This window comes from Geoglobus acetivorans (assembly GCF_039641995.1).
Lineage (GTDB): Archaea > Halobacteriota > Archaeoglobi > Archaeoglobales > Archaeoglobaceae > Geoglobus > Geoglobus acetivorans.
On the sequence record NZ_CP087714.1, the window covers coordinates 1563292 to 1582807 of the forward strand.

The 19516-nt window shown below is 46.3% G+C and carries 26 protein-coding genes and 1 other RNA gene; 16 read left to right on the forward strand and 11 right to left on the reverse strand.

Annotated elements, in window-relative coordinates; translation table 11 throughout:
* Positions 1-100: 100 nt before the first annotated feature.
* Positions 101-943, reverse strand: coding sequence for an ATP phosphoribosyltransferase (gene hisG, locus LPQ35_RS09085; RefSeq protein WP_193808603.1), 843 nt, complete (start codon positions 941-943; stop codon positions 101-103).
* Between the two features lie 52 nt (positions 944-995).
* Here hisG and LPQ35_RS09090 point away from each other — a divergent pair, with 52 nt between their 5' ends.
* Complete coding sequence (locus LPQ35_RS09090; RefSeq protein ID WP_193808602.1) at positions 996-1394, forward strand: hypothetical protein; 399 nt, start codon at positions 996-998, stop codon at positions 1392-1394.
* Here the strand turns inward: LPQ35_RS09090 and LPQ35_RS09095 are convergent.
* Positions 1386-1520, reverse strand: coding sequence for a hypothetical protein (locus LPQ35_RS09095; RefSeq protein ID WP_346297625.1), 135 nt, complete (start codon positions 1518-1520; stop codon positions 1386-1388). The genes LPQ35_RS09090 and LPQ35_RS09095 overlap by 9 nt on opposite strands.
* A 134-nt stretch (positions 1521-1654) precedes the next feature.
* Between LPQ35_RS09095 and LPQ35_RS09100 the strand changes: the two genes are divergently transcribed.
* Entirely contained in the window at positions 1655-1750 is a 96-nt protein-coding gene (locus tag LPQ35_RS09100) for a symporter small accessory protein (protein ID WP_346297626.1), read from the forward strand.
* 4 nt (positions 1751-1754) lie between these two features.
* Positions 1755-3323 carry a sodium:solute symporter family protein gene (locus LPQ35_RS09105; RefSeq protein ID WP_346297627.1) on the forward strand — a complete coding sequence of 523 codons (1569 nt, stop codon included), beginning with the start codon at positions 1755-1757 and terminating at the stop codon, positions 3321-3323.
* On the opposite strand, the gene LPQ35_RS09110 is transcribed toward LPQ35_RS09105, so the two are convergent.
* Positions 3286-4563, reverse strand: a complete 1278-nt coding sequence (locus LPQ35_RS09110; protein WP_193808601.1) for a tRNA (N(6)-L-threonylcarbamoyladenosine(37)-C(2))-methylthiotransferase — start codon at positions 4561-4563, stop codon at positions 3286-3288. The genes LPQ35_RS09105 and LPQ35_RS09110 overlap by 38 nt on opposite strands.
* Before the next feature lie 77 nt (positions 4564-4640).
* Here LPQ35_RS09110 and LPQ35_RS09115 point away from each other — a divergent pair, with 77 nt between their 5' ends.
* Positions 4641-6368, forward strand: coding sequence for a long-chain fatty acid--CoA ligase (locus LPQ35_RS09115; RefSeq protein WP_346297628.1), 1728 nt, complete (start codon positions 4641-4643; stop codon positions 6366-6368).
* Positions 6369-6370: 2 nt separating this feature from the next.
* Here the strand turns inward: LPQ35_RS09115 and LPQ35_RS09120 are convergent, their stop codons facing one another.
* Positions 6371-6901, reverse strand: a complete 531-nt coding sequence (locus LPQ35_RS09120; RefSeq protein ID WP_193807542.1) for a CopG family transcriptional regulator — start codon at positions 6899-6901, stop codon at positions 6371-6373.
* A 234-nt stretch (positions 6902-7135) separates the two neighbouring features.
* On the opposite strand from LPQ35_RS09120, the gene LPQ35_RS09125 reads away from it, so the two are divergent.
* From LPQ35_RS09125 to LPQ35_RS09150, 6 genes are all read left to right on the forward strand, one after another.
* Positions 7136-8329, forward strand: a complete 1194-nt coding sequence (locus tag LPQ35_RS09125) for an ammonium transporter (RefSeq protein WP_193807541.1) — start codon at positions 7136-7138, stop codon at positions 8327-8329.
* Positions 8326-8664, forward strand: coding sequence for a P-II family nitrogen regulator (locus LPQ35_RS09130; protein WP_193807539.1), 339 nt, complete (start codon positions 8326-8328; stop codon positions 8662-8664). Before LPQ35_RS09125 ends, LPQ35_RS09130 begins: the two co-directional genes overlap by 4 nt.
* A 92-nt stretch (positions 8665-8756) precedes the next feature.
* Complete coding sequence (serA, locus tag LPQ35_RS09135; RefSeq protein ID WP_193807538.1) at positions 8757-10343, forward strand: phosphoglycerate dehydrogenase; 1587 nt, start codon at positions 8757-8759, stop codon at positions 10341-10343.
* Positions 10344-10416: 73 nt separating this feature from the next.
* Complete coding sequence (locus LPQ35_RS09140) at positions 10417-10989, forward strand: DUF2150 family protein (RefSeq protein ID WP_346297629.1); 573 nt, start codon at positions 10417-10419, stop codon at positions 10987-10989.
* The gene (locus LPQ35_RS09145) at positions 10979-11320 is read left to right on the forward strand and encodes an SWIM zinc finger family protein (RefSeq protein ID WP_193807537.1); all 342 of its coding nucleotides are present in this window, start codon (positions 10979-10981) and stop codon (positions 11318-11320) included. Before LPQ35_RS09140 ends, LPQ35_RS09145 begins: the two co-directional genes overlap by 11 nt.
* 52 nt (positions 11321-11372) lie before the next feature.
* Positions 11373-11876: a deoxyuridine 5'-triphosphate nucleotidohydrolase gene (locus LPQ35_RS09150; RefSeq protein ID WP_193807536.1), complete on the forward strand. Its 504-nt coding sequence runs from the start codon at positions 11373-11375 to the stop codon at positions 11874-11876.
* Between the two features lie 2 nt (positions 11877-11878).
* On the opposite strand, the gene LPQ35_RS09155 is transcribed toward LPQ35_RS09150, so the two are convergent.
* The gene (locus LPQ35_RS09155) at positions 11879-12844 is read right to left on the reverse strand and encodes an amidohydrolase family protein (RefSeq protein WP_193807535.1); all 966 of its coding nucleotides are present in this window, start codon (positions 12842-12844) and stop codon (positions 11879-11881) included.
* A 38-nt stretch (positions 12845-12882) separates the two neighbouring features.
* On the opposite strand from LPQ35_RS09155, the gene LPQ35_RS09160 reads away from it, so the two are divergent.
* The 4 genes from LPQ35_RS09160 to LPQ35_RS09175 all read left to right on the forward strand — a co-directional run bounded on the left by LPQ35_RS09160 (position 12883) and on the right by LPQ35_RS09175 (position 14763).
* Positions 12883-13056: a preprotein translocase subunit Sec61beta gene (locus LPQ35_RS09160; protein ID WP_193807533.1), complete on the forward strand. Its 174-nt coding sequence runs from the start codon at positions 12883-12885 to the stop codon at positions 13054-13056.
* Complete coding sequence (gene engB, locus LPQ35_RS09165) at positions 13037-13627, forward strand: GTP-binding protein EngB (protein ID WP_193807532.1); 591 nt, start codon at positions 13037-13039, stop codon at positions 13625-13627. The genes LPQ35_RS09160 and engB overlap by 20 nt, the downstream gene beginning before the upstream one ends.
* 202 nt (positions 13628-13829) lie before the next feature.
* A complete protein-coding gene (locus LPQ35_RS09170) occupies positions 13830-14072 on the forward strand; it encodes a MoaD/ThiS family protein (protein WP_193807531.1) in 243 nt (80 codons plus the stop codon).
* A 100-nt stretch (positions 14073-14172) separates the two neighbouring features.
* Positions 14173-14763, forward strand: coding sequence for a hypothetical protein (locus LPQ35_RS09175; protein WP_193807530.1), 591 nt, complete (start codon positions 14173-14175; stop codon positions 14761-14763).
* 33 nt (positions 14764-14796) lie between these two features.
* On the opposite strand, the gene LPQ35_RS09180 is transcribed toward LPQ35_RS09175, so the two are convergent.
* From LPQ35_RS09180 to LPQ35_RS09205, 6 genes are all read right to left on the reverse strand, one after another.
* A complete protein-coding gene (locus LPQ35_RS09180; RefSeq protein WP_346297630.1) occupies positions 14797-15384 on the reverse strand; it encodes a translin in 588 nt (195 codons plus the stop codon).
* Positions 15374-16243, reverse strand: coding sequence for a 4-demethylwyosine synthase TYW1 (gene twy1, locus LPQ35_RS09185; RefSeq protein ID WP_193807528.1), 870 nt, complete (start codon positions 16241-16243; stop codon positions 15374-15376). Before twy1 ends, LPQ35_RS09180 begins: the two co-directional genes overlap by 11 nt.
* A gap of 23 nt (positions 16244-16266) precedes the next feature.
* Positions 16267-16581 carry an AzlD domain-containing protein gene (locus LPQ35_RS09190; RefSeq protein WP_193807527.1) on the reverse strand — a complete coding sequence of 105 codons (315 nt, stop codon included), beginning with the start codon at positions 16579-16581 and terminating at the stop codon, positions 16267-16269.
* Complete coding sequence (locus LPQ35_RS09195; protein ID WP_193807526.1) at positions 16569-17213, reverse strand: AzlC family ABC transporter permease; 645 nt, start codon at positions 17211-17213, stop codon at positions 16569-16571. The genes LPQ35_RS09190 and LPQ35_RS09195 overlap by 13 nt, the downstream gene beginning before the upstream one ends.
* A gap of 43 nt (positions 17214-17256) precedes the next feature.
* Positions 17257-17570: signal recognition particle sRNA (gene ffs, locus LPQ35_RS09200), an RNA gene on the reverse strand.
* A gap of 41 nt (positions 17571-17611) precedes the next feature.
* Entirely contained in the window at positions 17612-17902 is a 291-nt protein-coding gene (locus tag LPQ35_RS09205; protein WP_193807525.1) for an ArsR family transcriptional regulator, read from the reverse strand.
* Positions 17903-17995: 93 nt separating this feature from the next.
* On the opposite strand from LPQ35_RS09205, the gene LPQ35_RS09210 reads away from it, so the two are divergent.
* Both LPQ35_RS09210 and LPQ35_RS09215 read left to right on the forward strand, forming a co-directional pair.
* Positions 17996-18844, forward strand: coding sequence for a KaiC domain-containing protein (locus LPQ35_RS09210; RefSeq protein ID WP_193807524.1), 849 nt, complete (start codon positions 17996-17998; stop codon positions 18842-18844).
* Positions 18845-18872: 28 nt separating this feature from the next.
* Entirely contained in the window at positions 18873-19490 is a 618-nt protein-coding gene (locus tag LPQ35_RS09215; RefSeq protein WP_193807523.1) for a KaiC associated regulatory domain-containing protein, read from the forward strand.
* The last annotated feature ends 26 nt before the right edge of the window (positions 19491-19516 follow it).

Below are 19516 nucleotides of genomic sequence, written 5' to 3' on the forward strand. Positions count from 1 at the left end.
ACCCTCCAAAAAGGTTCGGCCGATTCCAGCCAGGAATATGTGTTTTTTGCCAGTACCAGTAAATGGTTGCGGTATCGTGATCTCCTGCAGCGATTTGTGATTAAAAGATAAGTCTCTGGACAGGAATTACGAGAATGTCTCTCGCTCCAGCTTTTTTGAGTTTCTGCACAACTTCAAAAAGTTCGCTCTCATGGATCACAACATGAACTGCAACCATGCCGTTGGATTCGACCTTCATCACGGTTGGCCCTTTCAATCCCGGTGCGACACTTTTCACATCTTCAAGCATCTCTTCGGGAACGTTCATCATGAGGTACACCATTCCCCTTGCGTTCAGAACACTCTCAATGGCAGTTTTAAGGGCCTGAACATTGAAGTCGTCGACATAACTTCTGTTGGCTATTAAAACGGCTTCAGTTTCAAGTATCTCGTGAATGACCCTCAGGTTGTTCAGCCGGAGTGTCTCTCCTGTTGATGTCAGGTCGATAATTGCGTCTGCAATACCCATAGCCGGGGCGATTTCGCATGCTCCGCTCACCTCAACTATTTCGGCATCAATTCCGTGATTTTCCAGAAAGCGTTCTGCGATTTTTCTGAATTCAGTGGCAATTGATCTTCCGCTAAGATCATGTATGCTGCTGATTTCGGAATTTTGAGGGATTGCAACCACTATCTTCGCCCGGCCGAAACCGAGCCTGAGTAGCACCTCAACATCGACTCCTGTTTCCTCCACCATATCAAGCCCGGTTATGCCCACCTGTGCGGCATTTTTGTACACGTATTCTGGAATATCCTTCGCCCTGACGAAGAGAACAGAGATGTCCTCTCTGTTCGTACTCGCAACGAGTCTCCTTGTATCTGCTTCTACCTTTATCCCGGCAGATTTCAGCAGTTCGACTGCTGGTTCCCTGAGCCTCCCTTTATTTGGCAGAGCAATTATCATTCTGACACCACTGCATCAAAGCTTTTTAAAATCTTTATGGAGAAATTAGAACATGAAAGTCAGCGAGGCCCCCAGAACAGCAACGTCAATTATTGTCAGGAGTACTGCAAGTGCAAGGATTACTCAGTCAAAAAATCCGTTTCTCGAACTAATGAGGAGGGTTTTCAGGAAGGAGGAAGTAGCATTAAAGGCAATAAAATTTGTAACTCTTGTTGAAGAGAGACAGAAATCCGGAAACCCGCTGAGGGTTGATGAGTGGGAGGAGACGATGAAAATGCTTGAAATGAACAGGTCTTCCTTTTATTCCATGAGAAATAAACTGCTCGGTGCGGGAATGATAGCAATAAGGAATGGAGAATACAGGCTTTCGGGAATGTTCAGCAGAGATCTGATGGACATGGCCAGGTGGTGGTGGACAGTTGTGCTTGGAAACGACCCTGAATCACTCTGATTCCTTTATATCATACTCAACAGACTCAAAACCGCATTTATGGCACTTTTTTGAGGTCCTTTTTGTCCCATTCTGCTCTTCCGTCGTCATCTCAAGTTCGTTACCGCAAACGGGGCATTCGTTCATTATTAATTATTGAACAATTTTCATTTAAAAATTTTGCTATTTTTTATGTTGATGCCACAATATTTCCCGGAAATTCAGAAAGTTTTATATATTTGATACTATGTCGCACTGTAACAAACTGACAAGGTGATGGAATGCTGGGGTTTGGAGATGCGTGGACGGCAGCGGGATACGTTCTAACTCTGCTGAGTGTGATTGGAGGGATACTGTACGGTCTTTTGAGGAGGTGATCTGGTGAATACGGCGTTTTTGATTTTTATTGTCGTGGTGTATCTACTCGTAACAGGGTATCTCGGGTATTACGGATTCAGAACAACAAAAAGCTCGGAAGATTACCTGGTTGCTGGCAGGAAGATACATCCTGCGGTCATGGCATTGTCCTACGGAGCGGCGTTTATCTCAACCTCTGCCATTGTTGGGTTTGGAGGCATAGCGAGCATTTTTGGCTTTCCTCTTCTCTGGCTGACATTCATGAATATATTTGTCGGAATAGTCATAGCGTATGCAGTTATAGGTAAAAGAGTGCGGAGAAAGGGTCTTGAGCTGAATGCACTCACCTTTCCGGAGCTTCTTGGAAGGATGTACGGTTCGAGGTTCATTCAGGTATTCGCCGGAATTGTTGTTTTTCTCTTCATGCCTCTCTATGCGGGAGTGGTTCTCATCGGAGCGGCAAGGTTCATTGAGGTGTCTTTAAACGTTGATTACAACGTTGCACTGCTCATAATGTCTCTTGTGATAGCAGTTTACGTCGTCTATGGTGGAATTATCGCGGTTCTCTATACTGATGCATTTCAGGGACTTATAATGCTTGCAAGTATGATTTTGCTTCTGGTTTCGGCCTATGCGTGGTTTGGTGGAGTTGTGCCTGCACACGAAACGCTGACAGGTCTGAACGACATTGCGATTAAAACGTTTGCAGGTAAGATCGACGGATATGTGGGGTGGACAGTGTTTCCAAAATTCGGCAGTGAGGCGTGGATAACTCTCGTGACCTCTCTGATCCTCGCTGTGGGAATTGGTGTTCTTGCTCAGCCACAGCTTGCCGTCAGGTTTATGACGGTTGCAAGCGACAGGGACCTTGACAGGGCAGTACCGGTTGGCTCGATTTTCATATTCTTCACGGTAGGCACGGCATTCATTGTGGGGGCTCTCAGCAATGCCTACTTCATTGAAACTGCTGGCATGCCGTCTATTGCTGTCGCGGGCGGAAACGTTGACAAGGTAATTCCCGCATTCATCAATGCCTTCATGCCTGACTGGTTTGTGGCGGTGTTTCTCGTAACTCTGCTCGCTGCAGCGATGTCAACGCTGAGCAGCCAGTTCCACACCATAGGCTCGGCTTTGGGAAGGGACGTTTTTCAGGCCGGATTTCTTGGAGGAAGGCATGCTGAAAGGACGGTTTTCATAACAAGATTTGCAATCGCAGCAGGAATACTTTTCAGCATATTTCTCGCATACGTTCTGCCTCCCGGAGTCATAGCGAGGGGGACAGCCATGTTTTTCGCTCTCTGCGCTTCGTCGTTCATGCCAGCATACATTGGCGGACTTTACTGGAACAGAGCAACGAAAACGGGAGCGGAGGCAAGCATAATTTCTGGATTTGTGGTTTCAATGATTTACATCGCTTTCTTCCACATAAAGGAATCCTCAGCTCTGGGAATAGCAAAAATGCTGTTTGGAAGGGAAGCCCTTGCGGGATTTCCGTGGACGGTTCTGGATCCAATGGTTATAGCTCTGCCCCTCTCGGCACTGATTTTTGTGGTCGTCAGCTTTCTGACAGGGGCTGACCGTGGAGGTAGTTGAACTTTGCTTCGACTATTTTCACATTTTTGAACTCTCCTATTTTTCCACTGTCCAGTATTACCGGGCGGTACGAATCAGTTCTTGAAAGCAGTGTTCCATTTTTACCCTCCTTTGTTACAAGGACTCTTTCCTTTTTTCCGATGAATTTGATGTTGTTCTCAAGGCCGATCTCTCTCGTAAGCTCTGTAAGCTTTCTGCTTCTTTCCTTTTTAATCCAATCCGGGATATCTCTGAGCTTTGATGCGGGAGTTCCTTTCCTTGGTGAAAATCTCGTTATGTTCACGATGTCCGGTTTTGTCCTTTTAATCAGCTCATAGCTTTTCCAGAAAGATTCTTCGGTTTCTGTTGGAAAGCCCACTATTATGTCTGTCGAGATAACAACATCGTCAAAATTCCTCCTGAACTCCGAAATAACTTCCTCGTAATCCTCGACAGTATGTCCCCTCCTCATGTCCTCGAGGACTCTGTTGTCCCCACTCTGCACAGGAATGTGCAGGAACTTGTAGATCTTTTCTGATGAATAAGCGTTGATAAGCTCGTCAAGAATCATTCTTGCGTGCTGGGGATTCATCATCCCCACTCTAACCCTGAAGTCTCCGTCAAGGCCGGAAATTTTCTTCAAAAGCCCGGCAAGATTTGTGTTTTTGTCAATACCATACGCTCCCGTGTCCTGGGATGTGAGCTGTATTTCTCTGAAACCGGATTTGAGGGCGATTTCGATCTCTCTGACTATACTGTCGGGGGAAAAGCTCCTCAATCTGCCCCTGGCGATTTTTGTTGCGCAGTAGCTGCAGCTCCCGAGACAGCCCTCAGAAATGGACACAATGGCGATGGCATTCTCATTTAGCCTTCTCTTAAATTTGCAGAGTTCTGATTTGTCAGTGTTGGATACCTTCAAAATTTCGGCTTTTTTTCCAGATATGACATCCTCAACCGCTTTACCGATCACGTGAATGTTGTCTGGGCTTACAATCGCATCCGAAATTTCAAGCATCCTCTTTCTTGAAATTCTGGCAAGACATCCGGTTGAGATCACTCTTTTTCCCGATCTTTTTAGCTCGGTGATTCTTCTGATGATCTTTCTCTCAGTGTAACCTATCACCCCGCAGGTGTTCACTACAACGATGTCTGCTTTGGCATCGGTATCCACGATTTCGTATTTTTCTGACAGGATCCCTCTGATCAGATCCGAGTCCGCCTGATTCGTTGTGCATCCGTAAGTCTCTATGTATATCCTCACAGTCTGATCTGCTCCCGAATGGCTATAAAAATTAACCTGCATGGTAAATTTTAAATTATTAATCACGTAATTGTGGTATGGATGTGGAAAACATTATTGGTGTTGAGGGAAAACACCTTGGAGAGGTTAAAATAGAGGAAATTAACAGAGTATGGCTGAAACATTATGATGAATGGGTGAGGCCGAGTCTTGAATATCCAGAAATCCCGCTTTTCAGGCTCCTTGAAGATACTGCAAGAACAAAACCTGAAAACACGGCGATTGTATTTTTTGGCAAGGAGATCGCCTACAGGGAACTTGATGCGCTTTCGAACAGGCTTGCGAACTATCTGAAATCCCTTGGAATCAAGAAGGGCGATGGTGTGATACTTGCAATGCCAAACATTCCCCAGTATGTCGTTTCATACTATGCAGTGCTCAAGGCAGGGGGCATCGTCGTTCAGGCGAATCCAATCTACACTGAACGGGAATTCAAGCACATCGCCAGCAACAGTGAGGCGAGGGTGGCTATAATTCTCGACCAGATCTTCGACAATGTCTATCCTCTGAAGAGAGACGGGCTGGTGGATCACATAATTCTTGCGAAGGTTGAGGATTACTTGCCGTTTCCGCTGAGCTTTCTGTACCGGTTCAAGAAAAAGAAGGTCAAGGTGCCTGCTGAGACGGGTATTCATGAATGGAAGGCTGCACTGGCCAGTGAAGAGCTTAAAGAAAGGCCTGAGGTAAATCCAAAAGAGGACATCGCAGTGCATCAGTACACCGGTGGAACCACAGGCTTTCCGAAAGCTGCCATGCTCACACATTACAACCTCGTTGCGAACGTCTATCAGACGATCGAATGGATTCCCGGCAAGGGAGAGGGGGACGTATTCCTTGGTGCGCTTCCATACTTCCATGTTTTTGGCATGACAACGAGCATGAACGCCCCAGTGGCTGTTGGGGCTCCGATGATTCTGGTTCCAGATCCGAGAGACATCAAGAGGGTGATTCAGGCCATCGATAAATACCGGGTTTCAATATTCTGTGGGGTGCCAACACTGTTCAACGCAATTCTGAATTATCCGGACCTCAAAAAGTACGATCTCAGCTCCCTTAAGGCCTGCATAAGCGGGGCTGCACCCCTCCCGGTTGAGCTGAAGAGATCGTTCGAAAAAGAGACAGGTTCCAAACTCATTGAGGGCTACGGGTTGAGCGAGACAAGCCCCGTAACACACGGAAATCCGTTTTATGGTTTGAACAAAGAAGGGAGCATTGGAATTCCGTTCCCAGATACATACGCCCTCGTCATAGACGAGGAAGGAAAAGTCCTTCCTGTGGGCGAGATTGGCGAGCTCGCCATCTACGGCCCACAGGTGATGAAGGGCTACTACAAGATGGAGGAAGAGACGAGAAAAACCCTGGTCAGCGGATGGCTTTTGACAGGAGACATGGCGAAGATGGACGAGGACGGTTACTTCTACATAGTTGACAGAAAGAAGGACGTAATCATAGCCGGAGGATACAACATCTATCCAAGAGAGGTTGAAGAAGTCCTCTACGAACACCCTGCCGTACTGGAGGCTGCGGTTGTAGGAGTGCCAGACAAATACAGGGGAGAAACAGTAAAGGCGTTCATCGTCCTGAGACCCGAACACAGAGATAAGGTCACAGAAAAGGACATCGAGCAGTTCTGCAGGCAGAAGCTCGCAGCCTACAAGGTCCCCAGAATAATTGAGTTCGTCGACGAACTTCCGAAATCAGCAGTCGGCAAGGTCCTTAGAAGGGTGCTCAGGGACCAGGAAGTTAAGAAAATGGAACAGTCCTGACATCAATTTTTTTCTGTTTTTATTCTGAGCTTTGCAAATTCCTCTTTTATTTCAAACTTCAGCCCCATGCCCTCAAAAACACCCTCGAGGAATTTTTTCGTGAACTCTTTCACCTCCTCGTTGCCGGTAACTAATGTGTACTCCCCCTCTTTAACGTTCAGTCTGAAAAAGTTACAGGTTTCGAGTCTTTTCAGGATGAAGTTCACGTCTTTACCCCTGAACTCGTCTGCATGGGCTTTTGAGACGTTTTCATGCACTCTCCAGAATTCGTCGCTATCCGGGTGATTTTTGATGAATCTGAGGAATGCCACCAAGTGGTCGATATCGAGTATTACATGCTCCCCTTCGGAGAGCATTTCCACGTAGGTTTTGATTTTGAACGGATCATAATCTTCGAGAAAGCTGAATTCCCGGTAAAATTTGAGCAATTCTCTAAAGAACTCACTTGCACTGCTGAATGACTCTTTAAGCTCGTTGAATATGCTGTAAGTTTCGTCATCAAGTGCTATGGATATTCTGGGCGGATTCTTCATAATTCTGCCATTTTCCCGTGAACTTAAAAAATTTTTGATTAAACGGACAATACGCTAAAGATTATTTACTTATCTGGCCGAATTGCATAAAACTTGATAGCCGGTTCAGATTTAAATTTTGAATGGAAGATAATTTAAAATTTTTTTAGTTTTTTGGACTATTCACTCATGTTTTATGAAGTTTTAAGAAAATTTACTAAATAACTTTAAATACGCTATCCTGTTTCCCGGATCATGAACAGTGGGGATGTGGCGTGGATACTGACATCTACAGCACTTGTAATGCTGATGATTCCTGGAGTGGGGTTATTCTATGCCGGAATGGTGCGAAAGAAAAATGTAGTCTCAATGATCTCTCTGAGCATAGTCTCTGCAATCCTGGCTGGGGTAATCTGGGTGCTGTACGGCTACTCTCTTGCGTTTTCGGGTGATGTCGGCGGGTTCATTGGGGATCTATCCAAAATACTGCTGGCAAATGTGAGCCTGGATGGCAGCGATGCAATACCTGAAATGCTGTTCATGATGTTTCAGATGATGTTTGCGGGAGTTACGCTAGCTATCATAACTTCAGCCATTGCTGAGAGAATCAGGTTTTCAGCATTCGTTCTCTTCGGGGTTCTCTGGCTCACTCTCGTTTACATCCCGTTTGCCCACTGGCTGTGGGGAAATGGATGGCTTGCAGGCATTGGAGCGCTGGATTTTGCGGGCGGTATTGTGGTCCACGTGAGCTCAGGGTTCGGAGCTTTGGCTCTGGCATTTGCAGTTGGTAAAAGATACGGCTACGGGGAACATCCAATTGAACCACACAGCATCCCGTTAACGCTTATTGGGGGATCGTTGCTGTGGTTTGGGTGGTTTGGCTTCAATGGAGGCAGCGCCCTGCTTGCTGACAGAATAGCCGTGAATGCCATAACTGTAACATTCATCGCCTCATGCTTTGCAGGACTGACCTGGATGATCCTGAGCTGGATGAATGGAAAACCGGGAAGCCTTGGGATAATAACGGGTGTTATAGCAGGACTTGCATCAATAACACCGGCTGCGGGATTCGTTGACATTCCCGGGGCGATAGTGATAGGAATACTGGCAGGAGTTATATGCTTCATGGCACTGGAATTCAGAATCAAGAAGGGGATTGACGAGAGCCTCGATGCCTGGGCAGTTCACGGTGTTGGAGGTGCCATGGGAAGCATTGCGGTAGGCATATTCGCAAATCCGGCCATTTCAGGATATGCTGGCCTTCTTCACGGGGGATTTGATCTGCTCCTGACCCAGTTGCTCGCTGTTGCTGTAACTGCAGTATATGCGTTCATGGTAACCTTTGCCATCGCAAAGGCGGTTGATTACGTGGTGCCACTTAGGGTTGAGCTTGAGGAAGAGTACGTGGGCCTGGACATATCCCAGCACGGTGAGGTGGGTTATGCATGAAGATGGTTGTTGCGATCATAAGGCCTGAAAGGTTTGAGGCCGTGGAGGATGCACTGGCGGAAAAGGGCTACATTGGGATGACTGTGACGGAGGTGAAGGGCAGAGGAGAGCAGAAGGGAATAAAGCTTCAGTACAGAGGCACCACGATAGACGTAGACCTCCTGCAGAAGATAAAGCTGGAGATCGTGGTTGATGATAAGGACGTGGACAAAGTTATTGAAATAATCTGCAAAAATGCAAGAACTGGCAAGTACGGAGATGGCAGGATATTCGTGATCCCGGTGGAGAAATCAGTCAGGGTCAGGACCGGCGAGCTGATAACTTCCGACAGTTAGCCGGACTTTTATTTTTCAATTATTATTTCAGACAATATTACTCGAAACCGTGTTCAATAAAGTTTATATTAAGCCGAATTCTGCTGATTTTGATGAGAGTTCTGATAGCAAGCAACATAGACAGCCACGCCATTGAAAGGATGGAAAAGGAAGGTCTCGAAGTTGATGTAATGCCGGGACTCGATGAGGAAGAGCTTGAAAGGATTATTGAGAATTATGATGCCCTTGTTGTCAGGAGCTCTCCAAAGGTTACGGCAAGGATAATTGATAAGGCGAAGAAGCTGAAGATAATTGGGAGGGCTGGAGTTGGTGTTGACAACATAGATGTGAGCTATGCCACCCAGAAGGGAATTGTGGTGGTTAATGCTCCTGGAGGAAACACGGTTTCCACTGCAGAACTCACGATCGGCATGATACTCGCTGCTGCGAGAAAAATTCCACAGGCGGATAAAAGCGTGAAAGAGGGAAGATGGGAGAGGAAGAAATTCGTTGGTAAGGAGCTGAGAGGCAAAACGATCGGTATAATCGGACTTGGAAGAATTGGATACGAGGTTGCCAAGAGGGCAAGGGCCTTTGAGATGAATGTGATAGCCTACGACCCCTACATCTCCGAGGCGAGAGCGAGAGAGGTTGGTGTTAAGGTTGTCGATCTGGACGAGCTTGTCAGGAATGCCGACATCATCACTGTCCACGTTCCCAAGACCAAGGAGACTGAAAACCTGATTGGTGAAGAAGAATTCGAAAAAATGAAGGAAGGAGTCATAGTCATCAACTGTGCGAGGGGAGGTATCATTAACGAAAAGGCACTCATAAATGCCCTTAAGAGTGGCAAAATCTATGCAGCAGCACTTGATGTTTATGAAACCGAACCTCCTGACTTCGACAGTGAGCTTTTCACCTTCGATAACGTTGTAACCACGCCCCATATTGGTGCATCAACAAAGGAAGCTCAGGAGATTGTGGGAATGATCATTGCAGAGGATATTGTGAATATGCTTCATGGCTATCCTGTCAAAAATGCGGTAAATCTTCCGTCCCTTAGCCCGGAAGATTTCGAATTTCTCATGCCATATCTCAAGCTTGCCGAGAAGATGGGCAAGATAGCTGCAGCAAGGCTTTCGGGCAACTTTGAGAGGGTCAAGATAACCTATCGAGGAAAGCTCGCCGAAAAAGATACGTCTTACCTGTCGAGGGCAGTACTCAAGGGTCTTCTGGAATACATTCTGGGCCCGAACATCAATCTGGTCTCCGCACCGCCCATCGCCAAGGAAAGGGGCATAGAGGTGGAGGAAAGCAAGATAGAGAGAACAGATAGCTACGAGAGCATAATTGAGATGGAGGTTCTGGGACGAAATGGTTCGATATACATTGCCGGAACGAGCTTTGGCAGGGATGATTACAGGGTTATAAGGATCGACAAGTACAAGGTGGATTTTGTGCCTGAAGGCCATTACATTATATCCCTGCACGAGGACAAACCTGGAGTCATCGGCAGGGTTGGAACTCTGTTTGGGAGGAACGGCATAAACATTGCCGGAATGATCGTCGGCAGGCATGGGAACAAGCCGGGCGGAATACAGCTGATGCTGCTCCTCGTGGATGACCCGCCATCCGACGAAGTTCTCGAAGAAATGGAAAAGCTTGATGGCATACTGGATGCGACATACATCTGTCTCTGAGCTTGACCAATTTCTGCGTTATTTTTTATCTCCATCAAAAGACTTATAACCAATCGAAGTGTTGGTGTTTCTGATGTTCTACAGTAAAGAGAGACTCGCAAACTGGCTGGAGAGGATAAACTCAGAGGAAATCGACATTGAAACCGGTAAGGGAATTGATGTATTCGACAGAATGCTCGAAGACTACATTATCGCCTGCCGGAACCTGATGAGAAGCATTAAGGCGAGAGAAATAACCAAAAAAGAAGCCATTGCACTCATTAACGAAAGTGAGAAGGTTCTTGAAAAATCGTTCGACTTCGGTGATGAGCTGAAGGGAGAGCTTTTTGAAATCACCAAGGAACAGATGAAAATAGTTCTTGAGGCTCTCAAGCTCGTTATTGAGGGGAAAGTTAGCAAAAAGAGCTTTGATAAGCTTTTAAATGAGGCGTTTAAGAAAGAACATGAGGGCGATATTGAGGGGGCGTTTGAGAGTGTCGTTAAAATTGCGGCAAAAGTTCTCGCTGGCGAGGAGTTTCCGGAGGATATAGAGATTCCGGATGAGGACCTCATCGTGGTGGGCTGGCTGGATGCAGTTGACGCAATAAATACGATAAATGTCCTCTCCGAGATTGATAAGAGCGAGATAGAAGACGATGTGGAATAAGATCAGAGAACTCAAAAAATTCGATAAACTTGATTTTTCTCTTTACAGGTTTTTGATCGATAATTTTGGGAAAAGGGGCGATAAGGCATTTTTCTATGTTAAGGAAGAGAGGGTCAAAAAATATCGTGATTTTTTTGTTGTTGTGGGCAATGAGGAATACATAGTGGATGATGAATTCTGCACATGCAGGGACTTCCAGCTAAATTTGAAGGGTCTTAAACCATGCGCTCACATTATAGCCGTTCATGTTGCCAGAAATACTGGTAATTTCGATAGGGTGGATACATACTACATCGACTTCACGAATATGGGACGGAGGATAAAAATCTGAATTTTTGGGGCTGCCGGTTAAATTTATTAAATCGGGTCATGTTTCACCCATCATGACTGCCCTTTCAAAAAAGGAAATTAGGAGCCTCATTCTGGAAAAGGAGCTGGTTGCTGATTACATTGACCTTGATACTCAGCTTCAGCCAAACGGTTTTGACTGCACGATGAGGAAGGTTGCGAGAATCTCCGGAACTGCAAAAATAGATTTTGACAACTCTGAGAGGGTTTTGCCTGAAGTTGAGGAAATTGAATTCGAAAACGACTGGGTCTTTCTTGAAAAGGGGTATTACAGGGTTTATCTCAACGAAGTGGTTAGAATTCCTGAGGACATGATGGCACTTGCAAGGCCGAGATCGAGTCTGATAAGGGCCGGAGCAAATGTGCTTACAGCTGTATGGGATGCAGGATACATTGGGAGGAGCGAGGTCGGTCTTGTTGTGTACAATGAAAGCGGGATATATTTGAAGAGAAACGCCAGAATAGTTCAGCTCGTGTTTTTCAGACTCGACAACAGGACTGAGGGTTATTCTGGAATTTACAGCGGAGAAAACCTGTGAACTCAGCTGAAATAAATTTTTTCTCTTATTATGCATTCAATATCGCAGCTTTCGAGTCTTTTTACCACTGAGATTACAGGATTTTTCAGATTCGGAAACCTATCCAACCTGGCCACCGTGTAGCTCTCGTAGAATGGATTTCTCGTAGCGGCGCTGAAGAGTTTATCAGCCTCAATGAAATTGCTTGCGAATTTGAGTTCATCGAGCATTGAGGGCGTGGCTATCATGACGTTGTCCGTGCCTATGTGCCAGTTTTCATATTCTGAAAGCGTTCTGTAGGTTTCAACACTGAACACGTCGAAGAATGCGTTGGATCTGAAGCACGTTACGATTTTTATCCCCTCATCCAACGCTTTTTTCAGCAGACTCCGGCCTGCCATGTTCATGTGTATCAGAAAATCCGGTTCGAGCGTTATTGCGTCCTCCACGTCCTTGCTGTCGACCTCTCCAGCATGGATTGCGAAGATCAGTCCTCTCCTTCTGGAAAGCTTTCTGCAGTATTCCAGAAGCTCTGAATCCGCATCTCTCGTGCTGCTGAAATTGAATCCCGGAGATACTTTGGATAGTGCTTCTGCTTCCTCCACGTTTGACGGTCTTGAAAGGGCTATGAGTCTTTTTTCCTGATCTGCTTTCAGGTAGAGTTCGTACCCGTCAGTGCCACCCTCCCTGAATTCGAGGGATGTTGCAGAGGTTTTCTCTATCAGGTCTATGGACTTCCTCATGCCCTCAATAATTCTCTCCTCTCCTGACTCTCTCAGAACCGAAAATTTGTAGCCACCTGGACCCACAAGCTCATGCACGCTCATTTTTGGAGCTTCCACGACCGAATCTGCTATGTGGGTGTGAGCGTTAAAGAATGATGGAAACAGGATGCGGTCTGGAGTGACATCCGAAACCTCGAACCTCCAGCACCTGTCTTTAATGAGAAGTCCGGTTTCACCGCTCGTGAGGTCGAGGACTTTATACATAGCAAAATTAAAATACATCCGGTATAATACACTTCCTCATGGCAAAGAAGGAAAAAGCGCCACCATTGATGTCATCTGCTGGAATCATGAGGTATTTTGAGGAAGAGAAGACTCAGTTCAAGGTAAGCCCCAGGGCCGTTGTCGCCTTTGGACTGGCTGTGGGTATCCTTGCAATAATAATGAATGCATACTATGGACTCTGGCCGGGTTAATCTGGAGATAATTTTCACCGGACGATCAAATGTGGGAAAATCGACCCTTTTTTCTCAACTTTTTGGCGTGAATGTGAGGAAGGGTAAAAAGCCTGGAACAACAATTGCACCCAATTTCTACCATTACAGGGACTTTCTCGCCACGGACCTGCCTGGTTTCGGGTATGTGAAGGGTGTCAGCAGAAAATTCAATGAACGGGTGAAGGATTTCATCGTGAGATACATCGAAGATTATGCAGAAAGGATTGCTGCAGGAATAATAGTTATTGATTCGGGGTCCTTTGTGGAAATTGTGGAGCGGTGGGACCGGAGAGGTTACATCCCCATTGATGTTGAAATGGCCGATTTTCTGCGGGATGTGGGGATTGAGGTGGTGGTTTCAGCCAACAAGTTTGATAAGGTGGACAGTCCGGAAGAGACAATCGAATACATATCGGAAAAGCTGAAAGTCTCGAGAGAACGGATCATTCCAACTGTGGCAAAGAAAGGCGATGTTGGTGGCGTGAAGAATTTTATAAGACAGATTTTCATAAAAAACAATAGACATGATTTGATTAAGGTTTTAAAATAATATAGGTGGAAACATCTTCAAAAGGAAGCTGAGAAGATTAATATAGTTGAAATAACATATATTATACTGTGATCGAGTATGAGGCGGTTTAACTGGAGACTTTTCAAAAGAAAAGGTACGAAAAAGGAAAGCATGAAAGATGAGAAACTTCTCCTGAAAAATGTTGATGATATTAAAAACCCCCGTGATGAGAGGGACATTCATGAAGTCGCAAAAGAGGTCCTCCCAGAAGAAGATTAAGGCCAAATTCATTTTTTTGGGAGGTTTCGAATTTAGAGAAAAGGAAATTGAAGCTGACCCTGGCGTCAGGTATTCGGAGCTTCTCAGCTCTCTTGGAATAAACCCTGAAACCGTCGTTGTTATACGAAACGATGAACCAGTCCCCATCGATTCTGAAATTGTGCCTGGTGAGGTCAAGGTTTTGAGGGTCATTTCTGGTGGATGATGATAGTGATTATTGGGAAAATATTTAAGAAAACAAAACTGAATATTTGACCACACACCTCTGTGGTATCCAATCATGACAAACACGCTGGTGCATGTTGATGAGGTCTCATACCATAATTTTGGCAGATCCCGGATATGGAGGCCCGTCTCTGGCCTATAACATCTCCTCGACAATTTCGGATAAGGTTCTGTGGTTCTCTTCAGAGAATCCAAAGGTAGCTGAGAATATCGCAAGATCGTACGGGAAGAAGGTGCGGCTGGACGTCATCAATTCGAGAAGGATAAACATCGCAAACCTCAATGAGATAAATATCCAGCTTTCCAGATATCTGGAGACTGTAAGTGATGTGCCCGCGATCTGCCTCACTCTGGTTTCAGAACTGATTCTGATTCATGGGCTTGAAAAGGTGTATCTGTTTCTGAGTAACCTGATCAACAAGGTTGAGGCCAAAAGAGGAACTGTTATCTCTCTGGTAATCAAGGGGGCGCAGCAGAGGAGGGATGAAATACTGATTTCAAGGCTATTTGCCAATGTTTTCACACTTCATGGTGAATATGAAAATGAGGTTAGAAAATTTATCCTCGAGAGTGACGGACCGATAAACGACAGATTTCTGTTCGAACTCCAGTCAGAGGGCTACAGGATTGACCTCCCCCCGGATATTGAAAAATTCATCAAGGGGATTTAAAACCGGGTTGAATCTGGCCTGAAACCTGCGTTTTTATTTATCGAGCAGGTTTATAAGTTTTGCAGACAGCAGATCTGATTTGGTCCTTTCTATGGAGTTTCTGGCCACATCCAGCTTTGGTCTCAGGTTTCCAGTAAGCCTGTCGTGGAAATCGAATTCAATGAGTATGTGATAGAGTTCTTCCATGATCTCGACAACCTTCCTGATTTTTTCGTCACTCTCTCCCTTCACCATCATCGTCAGCGCAAACCTTCTCAGCTCTCCGATGCAGTCGGCCATTCCTGGAAGCAACGCCTGTGGTATGCTGACCGGAAACCTTTCGGGAATTTTCAATTCTTGAACGATGTGTGTGAATGTGTATGCCTCAACAAGCTCCTGAAGCGCATCGTGGGCAAGGTAAAACTGATCTGGGTGTTTTTCCCTGTAATTCAGCAGATCTTCGGCAAGGTAGAGGGCGTTGTTCAGATATTCCTCAGCAGCTTTTAGATCTTCCCTGTGTACGTTTGCAATCGCTTTTGAGCTGCTGAGTCTGACTTTTCTTGATTTTACTATGATTTCTTCCCTCATCTTTTCTTTTTCCTCAAGTTCACGCCTGATTTTTTCGAAAAATTCATCTCTCAAGAAGAATCACCCTGCTAATCTCGCTTTCGTCCTTTATCTCATATCCGCTCAGTTTTGCGAGGCGTTCGGCAAAAGCCCTTACCTCATCGTGTTCCGGCATCGCATCCCTGCTGAGTCTCAACCTTGAATGTCCGAGATGCATGTATGCCTTTGCCTCTATGTATTCAGGCTGGGCGGCGTTTATTACATCCAGAAACTTTTCAGGTTCCATGTTTATCCCCTTTATCAGCGTCAGCCTGATCACCGTTTTTGTGTCTTTCTCCGACATTATCTTCATCGTTTTCTCTATTCTGTCCCACAAACCGGCGTTCTGCAACCTTCTGTGGGACTCCTCGTTCCAGGCCGTAATGCTCAGATACAGCTGATAGGGACTGACAGCTTCAACAGCATCCGGGTTTGTTCCGTTTGTAACGAGAAACGTCGTGAACCCGTTTTTGTTGTAAATTTCCACGAGTTCCGCAATTTTCGGGTATATAGTCGGCTCACCAATCAGACTGATTGCAACCTGGTTTGGTTCGTAAGCCTCTCTGAGCTTTTTTTTATTCACGCCCTCGGTACCGTGAAAACCGCTCAGAAGCCTTTGCTGGGCTTTAATCGATTCTTCGAAAATAAATTCAGGCTCATCCCAGCTTTCGAATGGAGGCATCAGGTTGAGGGGCCTCCAGCAGTGGATGCACGAGAAGTTGCATATCAGTGCAGGAGACATCTGCAAACATCTGTGGCTTGCTATTCCGTAAAATTTCTGCTTGTAACAGTAACCCTGATCTTTCAGGGATTTTTTGAGCCACAGGCAAGTTTTCACCGCAGAGTGCTTCCCCACGATCTGGTAACCCTTCAGCTCTTCTAAGCTTTTCACCATTCGTCTTCACTAATTTAGTGGGGTTAAAATAATTTGCTTACCGAGAGTATTGTGAAATGGATGATGACTCCCAGCATTATTGAAATGCCAGCGTTTTTTGTTCTGGAATACACAAGCGCTATGAAAATCAGAGCGATGGTATTGGTCAGGTATTTGCCCACGTCCGGCTCTGTGCTGAAAAAGGAGGTTACAAACAGTGCAGAGATTATTGCCGCTGAAGAGCTTGACAGATATTTTTCAGCTGACTCAATATTGATCCGATCTGACAGATAGAATGGCAGGACTCTCGCAAGATATGTCCCCAAAGCCACTGCAAGAATTGCGATCAGCCTCTCCATTTCAACACCTCTCCCGCTTTTGCTGTCAGCAGCGGTGTCAGAATTCCTGCCCCTATAACTGCCAGAGATGAAAGTCCTGAAAAAAGGAAAATTGCTGAAATGATCCCGCCCACCATAACGGAAACCCGGTGTCTTCTGATGCTGGGGAGAAGAAGAACGAAGAATAGTGCGGTTATCGAGAACACGAGTGATGGATAAAGGGGAGTGGATATCAGAAGGTTGCCGAAGTATATGCCAGCCAGTGTTCCAAAAACCCATGCCGAGTATGCGCCGATTTCCAGACCGTGTATGAACTTCTCCGTTGCTTTTGTTGACACAGTGGTGGCGAAAACCTCGTCTGTTAGCCCGAAAGCAGTGAGGTAGGGTTTTCCTGTTTTCACTGTTCTATGCACGATAGTGCTGTAAACGAGGTGCCTCAGGTTGAGAAACACCGGCACTATAACTGATTCCGGGAATGTGGCTGCAGAAATGAGGGCAAACTGGCTGGCTCCGGCAAAAATCAGTAATGAACACAGAAAGGTTTCGAGTTCTGTAAATCCTGCTGTTCTGGCAAGAACACCGAATGTAACCGAGACCGGAAAGTAGCCGAGGATAATTGGTGTGCTGAATGCAAGCCCTTTTCTGAAATCCATACGGTTGGATGGGCTGTGGATTAATAAATATTAATGGAATGAGAGGTGGGCGCGCCTCCGGTCGACCCTTCTGGCTGGAGGGTTATTTTCGCCCCTCCCCTCCTCTCCGCACCCCCAGGAGCGCCGAACGTCCGGAGTTAGCCTGCTCCCTTCCGGGCCTGAGCCGGTTCCTCCGGCAAACATGGCGGACATCCCCTCCGGGAAGCCCAACCATGACCGCCGGCCCCCTGGGACGGAGACTCTGCAGGGCGGGGCGACTTTACCCCCCAGCCTTCCAGGCCTTCCGTCGGCTTCGGCCCCCGCGTAACGGCGGTTTCGGGTTACAGGGGACGCCGAACCCCCCGGCCTAGCCCACCGTATTAATGTATGCTGTCAGGGTATAAAACATTAATCAATGATCACCCTCTTGAAAGGATGAGTTCGGTCAGAACCCTCCCCTCTTCGGTCAGGTAAATTCTGTCTTCACGAAATTCTATGCAGCTGCCCTTTGTCAGAATGTCCAGGTGGTATTTCAGGAGTTTTTCCTCCACTCCGAGTTTATCAGCAAGCTCGTGGGCACGTCTGCTCCCGCCATAAAGTTCTGTCAGAATCTTCCTTCTTATCGGGTTGTTTATTGCCATTTTGAATCTTCTTCTCAATTCTTCAGCCTTTTCGGGGTCTTCCGATTTCGTCCACTCTTCAAACTTCACGGATATACTTTGTTTTTTATCATTCTAATCTTTTCCCCTAACATCTTAGTATGATACAAAATTTTTTATACTCAATACTGCATAATATTAACCGTGGCGAGATATTATGAATTGAAGGAACTGGAGACAAAGGCTCCAAAGCTCTTCGGGATTCCGACAGGGACGAAACTCGATGACATGTTTTACAGGATTGAGAGGGAGGGAGACAGGTACATTAAGAAACCTCTCGGAGGGATACCCCACCTTGCCGTTATGAACATCACCGGTGTACCCGATACAGGCAAGAGTGTGTTTGCAGAACAGTTTGCAGTAACTCAGGCTAACAGCGGCTACAGGGTTCTATTTGTCACTGTCGAAAGTCCGGCCAATTTTCTCTACACTGCCCTGAAACAGAAGGCCGAGGCGATGGGTGCTGATTTCTCCAGGGTGGAGGAGAACATTGTTGTTATTGATGCTGCCGAAAGCGACGAACTCCGGGAAAATGTAAGAGCCCTCATAGATACGATGGCGTATGCCATCAGGGAGAAAAAAACGTCGAATGTTATTATTGACAGCATTACCGGCCTGTATGAACATAAAGAGGTGATGGCGAGGCAGATTGTGCGTCAGGTTTTCAACTTCCTCAAAAAGTTCAGGCAGACGGGTATTCTGGTCTCGCAGAAGAGAAGTGCTCAGGCAAGTGAAAGTGCTGAGGCAGCAGGAGGTCTGGCAGTTGCGCACATCGTCGATGGCACGATAGTTCTTGACAAGAAACTCATCGAGACGAGATGGGATGTCAATCTCTACGGTTTGCCTCTTGGAGAGGTTCTGAGAACTTTGAGGATCGATGGTTGCAGATTGACTGCCCACGACAGCAAGACGTGGGTTTTTGAAATCACCGATACCGGACTGGTGGACATCATTTCCCCTCTAAGCGATTACGTAGAATCGAAAATAAGGTGAAGAACTGTCGGGGGGAGGTGGTGGGGTTATGGAGATTATTGCAAGGCCAAAGGGTGGAGATGTGGACAGGATGGCAGAAAAGGTCTTCATGAAGAGCATAGAGATTCTCGGAGGGCTGAAAAAGCTCGTTGAATACCGGAATCTTACCTGGCTGCCTTCACTGGCCGAGGCGGCTTACGTTATTGTTCTCAGGAATGAGGCTCTCAAAACCTATTCCGAGATTGCGAGGGAGCTCGGGATCACTGAGGCAACCGCAAAGAACATAGCAACTGCCGATGATGTGAAGGTTCTGGACTATATCAGAGGGGGGCTTGAGGAAAGGCCTAAAGAACACATGGCGGGAGGCATCGCAAAGCTTGCATACAGAGCTTTGAAGGAATCTGGAGAACTGGATCTGGATGAAGTTTCGCTGAACGATGAGATGACAGAAATTCTGGAGATTGCGTGGGCGGTTCAGGTACTTTCTAAGATAAAGGGCCTCGATTTCCCTGCTGGGAAGGAGCAGCTTGCCGAAAGGCTTGCAGGGATACTTGTGAAGGAAAAGGGCAGAGAGTACAGGATCGAGGAGCTGCTTGACAGAATTGATTATCCTGTGAAGAGTCCTTCAGAGCTTTTACATAAGCTGAAAATGGCAGCATCCGCATGATTTGTCATTATCAAAGATGTGCGCTT